12 protein-coding genes are annotated in these 16,060 nt (G+C 61.2%); 4 read left to right on the top strand and 8 right to left on the bottom strand.

All coding sequences use genetic code 11. The features are described from left to right. Positions 1–13 precede the first annotated feature (13 nt). Complete coding sequence (locus tag U5A08_RS15995; protein WP_253396302.1) at positions 14–226, top strand: DUF6434 domain-containing protein; 213 nt, start codon at positions 14–16, stop codon at positions 224–226. Beyond that, on the top strand, positions 223–960 hold the full coding sequence (locus U5A08_RS15990) for a CPBP family intramembrane glutamic endopeptidase (RefSeq protein WP_321847395.1): 738 nt from the start codon (positions 223–225) through the stop codon (positions 958–960). Before U5A08_RS15995 ends, U5A08_RS15990 begins: the two co-directional genes overlap by 4 nt. 51 nt (positions 961–1,011) lie before the next feature. Here the strand turns inward: U5A08_RS15990 and U5A08_RS15985 are convergent, their stop codons facing one another. Together U5A08_RS15985 and U5A08_RS15980 are read right to left on the bottom strand one after the other, a co-directional pair. After that, entirely contained in the window at positions 1,012–2,721 is a 1,710-nt protein-coding gene (locus U5A08_RS15985) for an amidase (RefSeq protein ID WP_321847394.1), read from the bottom strand. 54 nt (positions 2,722–2,775) lie between these two features. Next, positions 2,776–3,564, bottom strand: coding sequence for a helix-turn-helix domain-containing protein (locus tag U5A08_RS15980; RefSeq protein WP_321847393.1), 789 nt, complete (start codon positions 3,562–3,564; stop codon positions 2,776–2,778). Between the two features lie 82 nt (positions 3,565–3,646). Between U5A08_RS15980 and U5A08_RS15975 the strand changes: the two genes are divergently transcribed. Then, entirely contained in the window at positions 3,647–3,952 is a 306-nt protein-coding gene (locus U5A08_RS15975; RefSeq protein WP_253396294.1) for a DUF2834 domain-containing protein, read from the top strand. A 165-nt stretch (positions 3,953–4,117) separates the two neighbouring features. Here the strand turns inward: U5A08_RS15975 and U5A08_RS15970 are convergent, their stop codons facing one another. Further along, positions 4,118–5,329 carry an MFS transporter gene (locus U5A08_RS15970; protein WP_253396292.1) on the bottom strand — a complete coding sequence of 404 codons (1,212 nt, stop codon included), beginning with the start codon at positions 5,327–5,329 and terminating at the stop codon, positions 4,118–4,120. Positions 5,330–5,432: 103 nt separating this feature from the next. On the opposite strand from U5A08_RS15970, the gene U5A08_RS15965 reads away from it, so the two are divergent. After that, a complete protein-coding gene (locus tag U5A08_RS15965) occupies positions 5,433–6,254 on the top strand; it encodes an AraC family transcriptional regulator (protein WP_253396289.1) in 822 nt (273 codons plus the stop codon). 18 nt (positions 6,255–6,272) lie between these two features. On the opposite strand, the gene U5A08_RS15960 is transcribed toward U5A08_RS15965, so the two are convergent. The 5 genes from U5A08_RS15960 to U5A08_RS15940 all read right to left on the bottom strand — a co-directional run bounded on the left by U5A08_RS15960 (position 6,273) and on the right by U5A08_RS15940 (position 16,048). Then, positions 6,273–8,849, bottom strand: coding sequence for a bifunctional diguanylate cyclase/phosphodiesterase (locus tag U5A08_RS15960; RefSeq protein WP_253396287.1), 2,577 nt, complete (start codon positions 8,847–8,849; stop codon positions 6,273–6,275). 109 nt (positions 8,850–8,958) lie between these two features. Continuing rightward, positions 8,959–10,053 carry an SEL1-like repeat protein gene (locus U5A08_RS15955; protein WP_321847392.1) on the bottom strand — a complete coding sequence of 365 codons (1,095 nt, stop codon included), beginning with the start codon at positions 10,051–10,053 and terminating at the stop codon, positions 8,959–8,961. Between the two features lie 99 nt (positions 10,054–10,152). After that, entirely contained in the window at positions 10,153–11,436 is a 1,284-nt protein-coding gene (locus U5A08_RS15950; protein WP_253396283.1) for an SEL1-like repeat protein, read from the bottom strand. Continuing rightward, complete coding sequence (locus U5A08_RS15945; RefSeq protein ID WP_321847391.1) at positions 11,436–13,343, bottom strand: phospholipase D-like domain-containing protein; 1,908 nt, start codon at positions 13,341–13,343, stop codon at positions 11,436–11,438. The genes U5A08_RS15950 and U5A08_RS15945 overlap by 1 nt, the downstream gene beginning before the upstream one ends. Beyond that, the gene (locus U5A08_RS15940) at positions 13,340–16,048 is read right to left on the bottom strand and encodes a type VI secretion system Vgr family protein (protein WP_253396279.1); all 2,709 of its coding nucleotides are present in this window, start codon (positions 16,046–16,048) and stop codon (positions 13,340–13,342) included. The genes U5A08_RS15945 and U5A08_RS15940 overlap by 4 nt, the downstream gene beginning before the upstream one ends. Positions 16,049–16,060: the final 12 nt, after the last annotated feature.

Here is a 16,060-nt window from a genome sequence, read left to right as displayed (position 1 = left end):
CTTGTGAGAAAAAATGGAATTTAATTGGCACAGCGACCCCATCACCCGCAGCACCCCGATCACCCCTCACTACAAAAACACCCAGAACGTGCGCCGTTTCATGCTTGAACACTGCGGCCCGAGGTTCAAGTTCGACCGCGCATTCATGGCCTGGATTCGCAACGACACGGCCAAAACCCTAGGCGACATGGTGGATGAGTGGCAGCGTCGAAACGACTGCTTATGATCACCCAAGGCATGGCGGTACTGATCGACTACGGCGTGCATTTGACGCCAGGCCTGCTGCTGTTCGGCGCGTGGTTCGCGCTCACCCCCAGGTCGATGACGGCGATGCGCATCCTGATTCTGTTGGCGGCGTTTGTGCTGATGCGCGATGCGATGACGCCGTTGCGCATGTGGTCGCTCAGTGACGACGTGCAGATTGCATTCACCGCCAATGCCTTTGTGCTGGCGGCGCTGGGCGGTCTGTCGCTGTTGCTGGTTGCCGGGCTGGCGTGGGTGGCGCCGGATTTGTCGCGGTTGGTCCTGTGGTCCAAAGGCGATTGCGCCGTCGGACTGGCGACGGGGTTGGCGGTGGGCTGCCTGATCGGCGTGCCGCTGCGGCTTTACCAGGGAGTGGATACGCAAGCGATCCACGACTACTGGGTGTGGCTGCCAGGCATGGTGGTATTGGCCTACGGCGCCAATGCGTTGGAAGAGGTGTTGTTTCGCGGTTATCTGCAGGGGTATCTGGAGCAACAACTGACGCCGCTGCGGGCGGCCTTGATCAGCGGCGTGGCGTTCGCGGCCTGCCATGCCTTCCTGGCCCTGAGCGTCACCCAACTGGGCTGGCCGGTGTTGCTGTTTACCCTGATCGAGGGGCTGGCCTGCGCATTGTTGCGCATGCGTCATGGTGTGTTGGCCGCGACGCTTGCCCATGGCACGGCGATCCTGTTGATTGCCGTGCCTCTCGGTGCCTGAGTAGCCTGCGCAACCATGTGGGAGCTGTGGCTCCCACATCTGGACCGCGCGTCAGCGTGGCGCGAGCGCCGGTGTACGCGGCGGAATCAGGCGTTTGCTGCCGGTGGCCTCATACGCCGACGCCAGTCGCAGCAGTGTAGAGTCATCGTAGGCACGCCCGGCAAAGGTCAGCCCGACCGGCATGCCGATATCCGCCATCACGCCCATCGGCACGGTAACGGTCGGCACGCCCAGATGGCGAATGGCAAGGTTGCCGTTGGCTACCCACACGCCATTGCTCCAGGCGATATCGGCGGATGCTTCATTCACATCGGCATCGGCAGGGCCGACGTCGGCCACGGTAGGGAAAATCACCGCGTCGAGGCCGAGCTTATCCATCCAGTCTTCCAGGTCGATACGCCGGGTCTGTTCGAGGCCGCGCAAGCCGTCGGGCAGGGTGCTGATCTGGTCCCACGGGGTGATCCCGCGTTGGGCCATGCGCACGTATTCGTCCATGCCGGCGGCCAGTTCGTCCTCGCGGTTGGGCAAGGTGCCAGGGTCATGGGGGAAAATCTTCGGCCCGTCGACATCCGCCAGGCGGTTCAGGTTCGGGTCGTTATTGGCGCGCAAGAAATCATCGAAGGCCCACGCGGACAGTTCCCACAACTCATCGTGCAGGAATTCCTTGGACACCAGGCCACGGGTAAACACCGTCGGCGCGCCGGGACGGTCGCCTTCGCAGTTGGACACCAGCGGGAAATCCACCTCGATGACTTCGGCCCCGGCGGCTTCGAGGGCCTGGCGGGCGGCTTGCCACAGGGCGATGACACTGGCGCGGGTGATGATTTTTTGCCCGGTCGGGCCACCGATGCCGGGTTTCTCACTGGTGCCGGCGTCGGGGTCGGCGTTGATGTACATGCGCGGTACGCCAAAGCGTTTGCCCGCGAGGGATGCGGCTGTCGCGGCCAGTTCAGCGTAAGAAACCGGGCGCACCGAGGCGACGCTGGGGATCGGCACCCAAGGCTGTAGGCGCCACAGGTCGCCACGGGTGTCGGGGTCTTCGGCGACCACCACGTCGAGTACTTCCAGCAGGTCGGCCATGGTGCGTGCGTAAGGCACCACCACGTCCATGGTCGGGGTCAGCGGCCAGTTGCCGCGCACCGAAATCACCCCGGGGGACGGGGTGTAGGCACACAGGCCATTGTTCGACGCCGGGCCACGCCCGCTCGACCAGGTTTCTTCCGCCAGGCCGAATGCCGCGAAGCTCGCGGCAGTCGCGGTGCCGGCGCCGTTGGACGAACCGGAGGCAAACGGTGCCGTCAGGTAGGCGGCGTTATACGGGCTTTCCGCGCGGCCATACACGCCACGCTGCATGCCGCCATTGGCCATCGGCGGCATGTTGGTCTTGCCCAGGCAGATGGCGCCACCGGCCCGCAGCCGTTCGATGGTGAAGGCGTCGCGATGGGCAATCAGCTTGGCGAACGCCGGGCTGCCGGACGCCGCCGTGAGGCCCTTGACCAGGTAACTGTCCTTGGCGGTATAGGGAATGCCATCCAGTGGTCCGAGTGTTGCGCCCTTGGCCCGGCGGGCATCCGACGCCTGGGCTTCTTCCAGGGCTGCGGGGTTGCGCACCACCACGGCATTCAGCGCGGTCGCGGTCTGCGCACCGTCATAGGCGTCAATCCGCGCCAGGTAAGCCTGGACCAGTTCAACGGCCGTGGTCTGGCCGGACTCAAGCGCCGCGCGCAATTGGGCAATGGAGACTTCGGTAACTTGCATCACGTTTTTTTCGCCGCCTTCAAGTGGGGGTATGGCGGCAGTCTACGGACAGATATTTCACAAAACCAGCGGCGAATAATCTTCGAAAGCGCGGCGCATGACCTGCCACGTGAAGTCGTCGGCGGGAATCAGATGCTCGATCCGCAGCGAGGCGAGGGTAATGTCCTGGGGCATGCCGAAGGTGGTGAAGGTCGATAAAAAGTTCAGCTCGCCCAATGTTGAGCGCACACGGGTCAACACCAGTGGCGGCATATCGCTGGGCAACTCGGCATGGGCGGGTACCGGCAGGCTGACCAACAGCGCCGCCAACGACGGGTTGGCCAAGGCCTCGCGGGTTGCCCGTTGCCAGGCGAGAGTGCGGATCTCCTCGGCGTTGATCAGGTGATCGCCCAGGCCGCCCGATTGCAGCAAAGTGCTCAGCAGGTTCACACCATCGGCCGCGTCCGGGTTGATCCCGACCAACCCAAAGAGCGCGGCGGTGCTGGTGTTGGCCGCCAGCACTTGCCACTCACTGCCGAGCAGAATCGCCGGCGCGGGGTTGTTGGCGTGCAGCACATGGCTGACGGCTTCGCGAATCGCCGACATGGCCGGCGAGGCGAGGGGGGTGGCGGTATAACGCGGGGCGAAGCCGGCGGCGAGGAATACGCGGTTGCACTGGTCGAGGGGCGCCTGCAGCGCGGTCAGCAGATTGTGCAAGGTGCCGGCGCTCGGCTTGGCGCGGCCGGTTTCCAGGCAACTGAGATGGCGCTGCGAAACACCGGTGATCAGGGCCAGGTCGAGCTGGCTCAAATGCGCCTGTCGGCGTAGCCGGCGCAAGTGTTCGCCGGCGGTAACAGGGTTGTCCATGCGTGACCATGACCTCCGAGGTCATTGCGAGGGGCTGAACCTTATCACTATCGTGGGCCTCGATCACTTCAAGGAAGAGACCATGCACAGACCCTATATCGCCCTGGCCGCTTTGCTCGGGTTTTCGCTGTATACGCTGATGACGATGCTGACCGCGCAGCAGTCGCTGCTGGAGTTTGGACGGCAACTGCTGTCGCAGCCGGACACCGCGCAAGTAGTGATCGACCTGTACCTGATGGCGCTGCTGGCCTGTGTGTGGATGTACCGCGATGCCCGGCGGCGAGGGCGTTCGGTGGTTTCGGTGCTGCCTTACTGGGTGCTGACGGCGCTGTTCGTTTCGGTGGGGCCGCTGCTGTATATCGTCGTCAATGGGTTGCGGGACGAATGAGCTTTTGCGTGTCTACGCACTGTGCGCTTGGCGCACTCTGGCCTATGGGGTGCTCGGCTCCAGAATGACCTAAAGGGAGCCGACCTCCTCAAACGCTAACTGTAGGAGCCGGCCCCGTGCGATCTGCCCGCCGAATACCGTCACACTCGTGGCAGGCTCAATCGATCAAACGCCCTTGGTCGAGGGCAACAGGATCGTCAGAACCCCCACCAGCGGCAGGAACGAGCACAGCTTATAGACGTACTCGATGCCATGGCTGTCCGCGAGCAACCCCAGCAATGCGGCGCCGATACCGCTGAAACCGAACATCAGGCCAAAGAACACGCCGGCAATCATCCCGACATTGCCCGGCACCAGCTCCTGGGCGAAGACGACGATGGCCGAGAACGCCGAGGCCAGGATGAAACCGATCACCACGCTGAGCATTGCGGTCCAGAACAGGTCGACATAGGGCAGCGCCAGGGTGAACGGCGCTGCACCAAGGATGGAGAACCAGATGACGGTCTTGCGCCCGATCCGGTCGCCGATTGGCCCGCCAAAGAAGGTGCCTGCGGCCACTGCGCCGAGGAACAGGAACAGGTAGAGCTGGGAACTGGCGACCGACAGGTTGAATTTCTCGATCAGATAGAAGGTGAAATAGCTGGTCAGGCTGGACATGTAGAAGTACTTGGAAAACACCAGCACGGCCAGCACCGCCAGGGCGAAGGTCACACGGCTTTTCGACAGGCCGTGGGTGGCTTTGCTGCCTTGCTTGAGCTTGAACAGGTTGAGGTGGTTGCGGTACCAGCGGCTCAAGCCATACAGCACCAGGATCGCGAACACCGCAAACAGGCCGAACCAGGCGATCTGCCCTTGACCATAGGGAATCACGATCGCCGCCGCCAACAGCGGGCCGAACGCGCTGCCGGCGTTGCCGCCGACCTGGAAGGTCGATTGCGCCAGGCCGTAGCGCCCGCCGGAAGCCAGGCGCGCCACCCGTGACGTTTCCGGGTGGAAGGTCGATGAGCCGACGCCGATCAGCGCCGACGCCAGCAAAATCGCCGGGAACGTGCCGACAAACGCCAGCATCAGGATGCCGATCAAGGTACACACCATGCCCGCCGGCAGCAGCCAGGGCTTGGGGTGGCGGTCGGTGTGGTAGCCGATCCACGGTTGCAGCAGGGAAGCGGTCAGTTGGAAGGCCAGGGTGATCAGGCCGACCTGGGTGAAGCTCAGTCCATAGTTGGCCTTGAGCATTGGGTAGATCGAGGGCAGCACGGCCTGGATCAGGTCATTGATCAAATGCGCCAGGGCGCAGGCGCCGAGAACGCGCATGACCAAGGGGCTGACGTGGGGCGGGCTGGAGGCGGCGGCGGGAGACGCGGTCAAGGTCGACATGCAGGCATTCCATACAAGGCAGTGAACGACGGGGAGGCGGGCAGCGATGATTTAAACCGCCGCTCCATGGATGAACTCGGTGTTTATGCTAGATTTGCCGAAAATGCCTGTCTCACGAAATTCGGGCAGCAAACATCGCAAAAAGGGCGAAGCCATCAAAACACTGGATAAATTTCTGCGGGATATCGACGAGGGCGAATGGGCCGTCATCAGTTCGGCCACCGACTATGCCGATAACTGGGTGATCCCCGAGCACAGCCACGAGAAGCATCAACTGCTGTACGCCACCGAAGGCGTGATGGTGGTGCATTCGGCGCAAAATCAGTGGACGGTGCCGCCCAATCGCGGCTTCTGGATGCCCTGCGGGCACGTGCATTCCCTGCGCTGTGTCGGCGCGCTGAAAATGCGCAGTGTATTTGTGCGCCCCGCGAGTTTTCCGAACCTGCCGAGCGAAACCAAGGCCGTCAGCATTTCACCGCTGCTCAGTGAACTGATCAAGGCCTCGGTCAGCTTGAAGCCGCCGTATGCCGAAGATTCGCGGGACGCGCGGATCATGCACCTGATCCTCGACGAACTCGCCCTGTTGCCGGCCTTGCCGCTGTCCCTTCCCCAGCCTGCAGACCCGCGCATCCGCCGGATTTGCCTGGCGTTGCAGGATGACCCGGGCGATGCCTCGACCGTGGCGGATTGGAGTGAGCGCCTGGGCCTGGACCAGACCACCATCCAGCGCCTGTTCCGCCGCGAAACCGGGCTGACTTTCGGCCAGTGGCGCCAGCAAGCGCGGTTGCTGCTGGCGCTGGAGCGGATAGCGGTGGGGGAAAAAATCATCGATGTGGCGTTTGAGCTGGGCTATGAAAGCCCCAGCGCTTTTACCAGTATGTTCAAGAAGCAGTTTGGCAAGACGCCGAGTCAATTCTTTCGCTAGCGCCAGGCTCGTCGAGCGTTAACACGGCGGGGTGCTCGCGTACACGTCCAGCAGGCTGTTGAAGGCGTCGATGTCCAGCGGTCGGCTGAGGAAATAGCCTTGACCTTCGTCACAAGCCACAGCCTTGAGCAGTGCCAGGTGTTCGGCGGTTTCAATCCCTTCTGCCGTTACCGTCAGCGACAGGGCGCGTCCCAAGCCGACAATGGCCTGAATAATCGCCTTGTCATCGGCGCTGTCCTCCAGCCGGTTCAAGAAGCTGCGGTCGATTTTCAACCCGTCGAACGGGAACGCGCGCAAGTAGCTTAAGGATGAGTAGCCGGTGCCGAAGTCATCCATGGCGATGCGGATACCCAGGTGCTTGAGGGTGTGCATGACCTCAAGCGCGCGGACGGCATCGTCGAGCATCACGCTTTCGGTGATTTCCAGCTCCATGCGCGTCGGCTCGATGCCTGATTTGTGCAGGGCTTGCCGCACACGCTCGACCAGGTTGCCGCGCTTGAATTCGGTGGGCGACAGGTTTACCGACACAAAAAGCTGGTCCGGCCACTGCGCGGCGCACGCGCAGGCGGTTTCAAGCACCCAGTCGCTCAGCGAGAGGATCAACCCCGACTCTTCGGCAATCGGAATGAACGTGTCCGGTGCGATCAGGCCACGCTCCGGGTGTTGCCAGCGCACCAGCGCTTCGGCGCCGACCATTTGCCCGTCGCTGATGCGATAGCGCGGTTGGAAGTGCAGGCGCAATTCTGCGTGCTTGATCGCAAACCGCAGGTCGCTTTCCAGGCGGCGCCGTTCGATGATCCGCGCGTTCATTTCGCCGGAATAAAAACGCCAGGTATTGCGCCCGGCCGCCTTGGCTTCGTACAGGGCGATATCGGCGTAGCGCAGTAACTCGGCGGCCCCGTTGGCGTCATTGGGCGCGAGGGCAATGCCGATACTGGCGCTGATGAACACGTCCTGCTCGTCGACTCGGATCACCCGTTCGACAGACTCGATCAAGCGCCGGCACAGGGCTTCGACTTCGTCCTGGGCGCCGGCGTCGATGAGGATCAGCACAAATTCATCGCCGCCGACGCGGGCGACCAGGTCACCGTGGCGCACGCAATCGGAGAGGCGGCTCGATACCTCATTGAGCACACGGTCGCCGGCCGCATGCCCGAGCAAGTCATTGACCGGCTTGAACCGGTCCAGGTCCAGGCTGAGCATGACCAAAGGGTGCTCCAGGGTGGGCAACGCTTTGAGTTTTCCGTCCAGAAACGCTTGCAGGCGCGTGCGATTGGGCAGCCCGGTGAGGGCGTCGTGCAGGGACAGGAACTCGATGCGGCGCCGCGCTTCGACTTCTTCGGTCACATCGGTGGCGGTCCCGCGAAACCCGCCGCAGGGCATCCCGCGCGCCGACAGCCGGGTGGTGCGCTCCCGCCCCTGGGCGTCGACGTAGCGACACTGAATGCTGATGTCCGCGAGCCGCCCGGGCGTGGTCAGCCACTGTGAAAGGGCATCGGCATCGATGTCCAGCAGGTCGTGCAGGGGGGCGTCGATCCAGGCCTGGCGGTCCAGGCCCGTGACGCTTTCGAAGCGTTCCGACAGGTAGGTAAAACGCAACTGGTCGTCTATTTCCCAGACCCAGTCCGAACTGGCTTCCACCACATCGCGAAAGCGCGCTTCGCTGGTGGCCAACGCGTTTTGACTGTCTTGCAGCGAGGTGTGGGTGGTATCGAGGGCTTGGGCGTCCGCCGTGGTACGGCGCACAATCAGCCAGGTCATCAGGCACACCAGCAACGCCGCCAGGCCCAGCAACGGCAAGCCGACAACCATCAGCCGCACACCGGGCCGTTCGGGGCGCCAATGCAGGCTGCCGGCCGCGCCGTTATCACCCAGGGCAAACAACAAGGTTTGGCCGATTTCATCGGGTTTGGCGATGTGCAGGTGATCGACGCCAAAATCGTTGCCGATTTCGGTCAGCTTGGCGCTGTTGAGGATGTCGATGAAGAGCAATACCGAGGCCTTTCGGCCATCCGCTATCACGGTGGGGTCAGTGCCTGGCGTTAACGCCGCTGCCGCCACCAGTGTGGGGTTGCCGCGCACGTTAATGAACCTCGTGATCGGTGCGTCCTCAGCAGCGCTTGCGCGTGCTTGTTCGAGCATCGCCGTGATGGGCTGGTCGAGCCATTCGGAGAGCTCGATCGGTTGCATCTTGCCCTCGACCACCGCGTACACCGTGCGGTCCAGGTCGTTGACGACAAACACGCCTTGAAAACCGAAATCATGGAACAGCGTGGAGCCGACGTTGTCGCGAGCATAGGCCCAATCCGTGTCCACGTTAATGTGCAGGTGTTTGTAGGCATCGCCCCAGAACGCGTAATCCTTGACGGTCATGCGCTGGGATTTTTCCAGGGATTGCACCGCCTTGCGCGTGTAGAAGGCGCTTTCGCTGTCTTCGAATCGGTCCAGCTCGTGGGCGAGGTACACCAGTGAATAACTGGCTGCTGCAAACACGCAGGCGAGCAGCGCGACGCACTGGAACAGCGACGTGCGCGCCATCGACAGGCTGGTGCGCTGGGAAAGGTTGCGAATGATCGGGGCGAGGGTATTTGGCATTGATTCTCGCAGGGCGTCGCCGCTTGTCAGGGTGATGACAGGCTATCGGCAGCCTTGCGGGGAAAATGAGCGTTTGAGGCGCGGCGCGCCCAATATCCCGGTACCTGGCTCAAGTGTGGGCGGGTGGCCTTAGTTGATTCGAGGCATGGAACCTCATCCCAACAGCCGCGGGAGAGGAGGGCGTGGGTCTGCCGGTTGCAGGTTCAAGGAGTTTGGCTTTGGCCAACTGCTGGATCAGCGCTTCGCTGGGCTTTTTTGGCGGGACATTAGCCAGGCGTGCTTCCAGCCATTGCAGTTTGCCGTCCCAGGCGGGGAGTTTGGCGGGGGGTAGGGGGAGGATTTCGTTGATTTCGGGGACTTTGGGGGCGGCATAGGAGTAGTTTGCGAGAATTCGCCAGATTTTCTCATAGCGTTCGGCGCGCTCAAGGTCTTCCTGCTGGCCGAGGTAGTACAAACGATCATCCGACTTGGGGCCGAGAAAGCCTTTACTCAGAAAGGACGCGGAGGTGCTGTCACCTGCAATTAACCCAAGTTGAAATGCCTCAAGGGCCTCCTGATAGTGTCCATCTGTCGACAGGTCAACTCCTAGCGCCCTGGCGGCCTTACCATGGCCCTGTTCGGCCGAGCATCGGCGCATCTGCCGGGCAATGTTCGGAGCAATGTTGATTGGCGCCAGTATGTCCCCCACTTCGTACTGGGCTTGCGCGCTGCCCTGATAGGCGGCCTTACGAAAGTAACGCAATGACATGGCCGTATCCTGCTTCAGCCCAGCCGAGCCGCTTTTCAGAAAGAGGCCGATAAAGTAGTACCCCGTCGCCACATTCGCGTCGATCAGTTGCTGGCTCAGGCGCAGGTGTTCGTCGCCACTGAGCGTGAAGTGGCCGCGCATGGTGCCGTTTTGCAGGTTGATGTTGGCTTTGTAATGGCCATTCTCGGCAGCAATCCGGTACAGGCGCTCGATCTCGGCGTCGACGCTTTTGTCCTGCTTGAGCAGGTTGTTTTTCTGGAGCCAGCGAGCGTATTGAAACAGCTCATCGGCCTCGGCGGACGGCGAAGGAATTTGCTCGTGTACACAGGTAAAGGCCAGCTTGGCTTTGATCTCGGTCAGTGGGTTCACGAAAGTGTCCTGGGTCGGGTGAGTAGGGGCGCTGCCGCTATCGCAGGCAGCCAGCAGCAGGCTTGTCAGCAATAGGAGTCTGCGCATCAGTCAAGGTCCTTCACGATCTTTCCACCCTAATCATGTCGACGCGACCGATAGAGCCGTACCGCCGCCGGTTGTCTTGTCGCCGACGCGAAAGATGCCTCACCCCAACAGCCGCCATTCGATGCTTTCCTCATTGACTGTGATGATGTCGGGCAGCAAAAAACGCGGCTTGTGACTCTCAACCTGCAGGGTGGGCATGATCTCGTTCTTCTCAAAACGGCGGATCACGCCATCGTTGAACCGCGCGTAAACATCGCGACTCAGGCTGAATGCCCGCCAATAGCCAGTCTGGGGGCAGGCCTGGCCGCTGGTGCAGGTCGGTTCGGGGTAGCTGGCCTTGATGAACGCGGGGGAGTCGGGCGTGGGTCTGCCGGTTGCAGGTTCAAGGAGTTTGGCTTTGGCCAACTGCTGGATCAGCGCTTCGCTGGGCTTTTTTGGCGGGACATTAGCCAGGCGTGCTTCCAGCCATTGCAGTTTGCCGTCCCAGGCGGGGAGTTTGGCGGGAGGTAAGGGGAGGATGTCGTTGATTTCGGGGACTTTGGGGTTGGCGTAGGAGTAGTCCGCTAGCAGGCTCCAGATTTTTTTATAGCGGTCAGCACGTTCGAGGTCTTTCTGTTGGCCGAGGTAGTACAGTCCATCGGTAGAAGGAGGACCAAGGAAGCCTTTACTCAAAAAAGATGCCGAGGTGTCATCTCCCGCAGCCACTCCCAATTGGAATGCCTCAAGTGCGCTCTGGTACTGGCCCAGTCCTTGAAGATTGATACCCAGGTCGGAAGCCGCATCACCATGTCCCTGCTCGGCGGCGCAACGGCGCATCTGGCGGGCGACCTCTGGGGCCATGTCGCTCGGTGCCAGCTTGTCACCCACAGAGTACTGAGCGTGGGCACTGCCCTGATCGGCCGCCTTGCGAAAATAGCGCAATGACATAGCCGTATCCTGCTTCAGTCCGGCAGAACCGTTCTTTAGGAAAACGCCGATAAAGTAATATCCCGTTGCCACGTTCACGTCGATCAGTTGCTGACTCAGGCGCAGGTGTTCGGCACCACTGAGCGTGAAGTGGCCGCGCATGGTGCCGTTTTGCAGGTTGATGTTGGCTTTGTAATGGCCATTCTCGGCAGCAATCCGGTACAGGCGCTCGATCTCGGCGTCGACGCTTTTGTCCTGCTTGAGCAGGTTGTTTTTCTGGAGCCAGCGAGCGTATTGGAACAGCTCATCGGCCTCGGCGGACGGCGAAGGAATTTGCTCGTGTACACAGGTAAAGGCCAGCTTGGCTTTAATCTCGGTCAGTGGGTTCACGGCAGGGTCCTGAGTAGGGTGAGTAGGGGCGCTGCCGTTATCGCAGGCAGCCAGCAGCAGGCTTATCAGCAATAGGAGTCTGCGCATCAGTCAAGGTCCTTCACGATCTTTTCGCCGTAGTGAAATTTGACAAGTGGGGCCCAGGGCACTCCTGTTTTCTTATCTGCCTGGAGATCTTTGTTTTTTTTGATGATGCCCGTCCAAGCATCGAACGCCTCCTTCGGATCATCCTGCGCCCCCCTCCCATCCGTATGCAGATCCCACAACCTGCGCCGCAACGCCCGCGTCACACTCATCCACTCATGCGCAATGTTCAGCTCGCTATCCACCTGCATGCTGCGCGTGTTGATATTCGCCGAGCCGTGGGTGGTGAACACGTCATTGACGATCATCAACTTGGAATGGATGTACACCGGCATCCACTGCTGCCCCGCCGGCGAATCAGGCGCGACCAGCGAGCACACGTGGATTTTCAGGCCTGGGCGCGACTCTGGTTCAAGCGTGCTTTGCTCAATCGCCGCGATCTGGGCTTTGAGAGCTCTCTGTCGAGACGCATTGTTTCTGGCGGCGTCCCGTTGGGCTTCACGGGCCTTATCGCTTATCGCGTCACCCCCCAGTGCGTCGGTCAGGCTGGTCAACGTGAGCAAGGCTTGTCGCTCAAGCAGTTCAGCCAAGGTCGGCGTCTGCGCGTTGGCTTGGGCTTTCGCCCGTTCAATGCGCTGCAACTTGGTGATTTCAGGAATGGTATCGCCGCGTCCGAGGCTTTCGAGCATGCGCTGGGTGTTCAAGCTCCCCGGACCCACGCCGTCTGGGCTGGCATTGGTGATTACAAACAGATGTAAATTGCCATGCAGGCCTGGATCGCGCCCTGCGCGCGTTTGTTTCGCTGCCGCCGTCTTGATGGCTTCCGCCAACGGCGGCCAGCGAAAGTACTGGTTCTCGATGTAGATGAATTGGGTCGCGTTGTTGACCGCCTTCAGGTAGATCTTTTCGATATCGCGCTTGCCGTCTTGTGCCTGGGTACGCACGATTTGGGCCAGCTGGCGGGTGACGCCGGGGGCGCATTGCAGTTGGGGGGCCACCGCCATCGCTTTGCGCGATGCGAGCAGGTCTTCGCCGGTTTCCTTGCGCCAGGCGGTGGCGAAGTTATGGTGCAGGTGCTCCAGAATCGGCCCGCTGATCTGGCTGGAAATATCCTGGCGTGGTGTGTTGCCACGCGGCCCGCGATTGGGTGCAGGCTTGCTGCCCTCGGTGCGGTTCAGTGCTGAGTGCTTGTCGGTGTCCCAGTACTCGTCGAGCATGTTGTGGCCCATGACAAAACCAACGGCGCGGTCTGTCTGTTCATAGTCGATCAGGACGGTCTTCTGATGGTGGGTCGCAGTGCTGACCAGCACGCCCAACGTGCTGAGGCTGAGCTGTGGGTCGAGGCTTTTGTATTTGGCCTGATAGGCAATTTCAGCCCGTTCATACATGCTGAAACCGCGGCCGACAAACACTGGCACATTACGAGCCACTCGGATCGCGGGCGCCAAGTGATCGGCGAATGCACATCGGGAAAACCATTTCCGATCTTCGGCATATTGGTCAGCGGTGGAGCTCTGCATCGCCCGATCCTCGATACGAAGCGGTCCTTTACCGGGCAGGTTGGCCTCGCCCCCTGCGCCCGCAGCATTGAACGGCATCTCCCAACCGAGCACCCGAACCTCGATCCCTTTCCCGGCTTTGGCCATCAGCAGTTCGCCAATGCTTGGGGCACTGCCATCGCGGATAAAGTACATCGACGGTTGAAACCCCCAGCAGATGATGTCGATGGTTTTAGTGGCTTGGGCGATAGCCAGATGCACGGCCTCGAAGGCTTCTTCACCGTTGATCAGCGGCTGATAGGTGGCTTTCGCAGGAGGGTACTCGGTGTTCTGCACGTACCAGGGCGCGGAGCAGGTCACCTGCTGGGTGTGTTGCAGGGCGACGGGGGCGACGATATCGGGTTCAGTCATGAAGTTTTCCCTTCCTGGTCATTGATCACGGCGGCATACAGGGCACGGTGATCCGTGTGCGATGTGGGTTGGCTCACCTCGGTGTCGGCTCGCGAGAGGTGGTTGTGCATGCCGCCATTGGCCAGGTGTGCTTGTTCGGCATTGCGATAGTCAGTAGGCACCGGGATCTGGTAGCTCACCCCGTTGGCCAACACAATTCGGTACTGCTGCGTCACGACCGCGTGGTCGATCGACACTTGCCCGGACTTGTCCAATACGCCGTGATTGAGCACTGCACCATCGGCGTAGAGCGTGTAGGGCATGCCTGCCCAGCCTTGATCAGGGGCATTGGGGGTTTGCGGCACGTTGAACCGCAACGCTTGTTTGAACAGGCTTTGTGGGTACTCCGGATCTGCGGCTTTCTGGCTGGCTGGACCGAGGGCTTCGAAGTACGCCGATTTGATCAGGTAGTCGCCCAGGGTCCCTGACTCGATGCTGCTCGCATCGAGGGTGATGTAGCTGCCACCGGCATTCAGGGTGATTTTCTTCTTCGCGACGATACGGATTTCATCTTCGCTGCTGATGATCTCCAGACCCTGGCGGGCCATCAGTTGCAGCGCGTCGTTTTGTGCCTGGATCTTTACCGGGCCCTGGTTGGCAATCAATTGGATGCCCAGCTTGCGCACGAACAGGCTTACCCCTTGTCCCACGCCGATGAACAGGCGCTTTACCACACTGATATCCGCCTCGGCTCCGGCGTTGATCATCAGGTTGTCCTGAGCGGCCAATTGCAGGTGCTGGCCGCTGGTTACGGCAACGCCTTGGGGGGCGCTGAGCAATACGACCGAGGCCTTGAGTTGATCGAGCTGCTCTCGCATCAATTTCAGTTGCGCTTGCACATCCGCTGGATCTGCGTTGGCGGCCTGGGCATCGGTCGATAATCCTTCCAACTGATCACTCGCCTGTTGCAACCGACCCAGCGCGGCGCTCATTTCCAGCATGTGTCCCTGAGCCTTGGGTTGTGCGTCGGCACTGATCAAGATCCCACTACCGGCACGAATGGCGGCATGCCCATCGGTCCGCAACTCCGCGCCCTGGCCTCGCGGTTGGCGCTTAGCATCAACCAAATGCCCCAGGTTGAGCTGGCTCTTACCACTGTGCTCAGTACTGAGCTTCACGTGTTCTTGCCCTCGCGTGTCGTCCATGCGTAATTTGTTATTGGCGGGGGTGCGCAAGACGTTGCGTTTGTAGTTGCGCAAGGTCACATGGTCAGGATGCTGGCTGTCGTGCAGGGCATGGGCGATGTAGGGCCGGTCGGGGTCGCCTTGTTCAAAGGCGATGGCCACTTCGGTGCCGGGAATCAGCGGCAGGTGCAAGCCGTGCGTGTCGCCGGCGTAGGGCCTGGCCAGGCGGAGCCAGAGGCTTTCTTCGCCGGGTTTCCAGGTGTCGCGGTCGAACAGGAAATTGACCTTGTAGCGGCCTTCGATGTCGATGTGGCCATAGGGATCATGGGCTTGTGGGCTGGTAACACGGGCCGGAATGCTGCCGGCGATTTGCGGTTTTTCCTTCAACTCTGGGCGAAAGCACACGGTTTCCGAGTACGGAATGGCTTCAAAGTTGATTTCAAAACTGCGATCACGGGCGGCGTGGGTGGTCAGTTGCGTGATCACCGCGCCGGGAGCAAAGGCCTGCGGCGCGCCGCCAGAGATGTTCAGGACTTGGCCGGGCGCCAGGGTGGCGCTGCTGCTGACGCCGCTGAGTCGCGTCTGGCCGTTGAGGTAACGCTCGTGACGCAGCCGGGCATAGAAGTAGCCACTTTCACTTTGCAGGTCTTCGTCATGGGCGTATCGGTCGCCCATCCCCGTATAGGCCTCGGCGTAGTGAAAAGCCTCGCCGTAGGTACCGCTGGCGCCACGGGTCTGGTCGATCTCGCCATTTAGATGCGCGTTGGCCACGCGGTGATTGTAGGTGCGGATGTTGACGCGCTTTTCCACCACCTGGTGGCTCGATTGCAGGCCCCACGTGCTGTCTTTTCCGCTGCTGCTAAGCCCGGATTGCGGGAGGTAGGCCAACTCGACATCGAATGTGTAATGACGCTGGTCGTCGTGAAATTCCACCACGTCGATGTTCAACCGCTCATCGTGGGTGAAGCGATACCAGATGCCCACATCGGCCAATAAGCGCGAGATAAAGGCCAGGTCGCTTTCGCCATATTGCATGACCTGTTCGCGCCTGGGGTATTCGCGCACCAGCTTGAAGAGGAAGTCCTGGCCTTCAAAGTCGTGGCGGCTGCGCAGGATGCTTTCGACGATCTGCGGGACAGATTGGTGTTGATAAATGCGGAACTGGCGGCCTCGCCCAAGCAGGGCCAGGCGCGGTTGCAGAGTGATTTCGTAGCGGGCTTCATCAACGGAGCCGGACAGGCGCTTGAAGCCGGTGACCACGCCGTGCAAGACACGCAGCGGTTTGATCGAGGGTACGCTCAGGCCCCGAATGCGCGGCGGTTGCGGTGCACCGTACAGACTGAAACGGGCGTTTTGGCCAAGCATCTTTTCGGCGGCAATGTCGCCGTCGGTGCTGGTGAACTCCACAAGATAGTTGAACAGTTGGCTCAGGCCCTCTGTGCCCTTGAAGGCCAGGACGTCGAGCGACTCGTCAATATCACGAACAATGAGTGTGTGCCGACTATGGTCGAAGAAAACGCTCGGTAATACGCTGGAAGCCATTCCTTTCACTCC

Source organism: Pseudomonas paraveronii (assembly GCF_963681955.1).
GTDB lineage: Bacteria > Pseudomonadota > Gammaproteobacteria > Pseudomonadales > Pseudomonadaceae > Aquipseudomonas > Aquipseudomonas paraveronii.
Note: the sequence above shows the minus strand (reverse complement) of the source record. Positions and strands in the feature narration are given on the sequence as shown.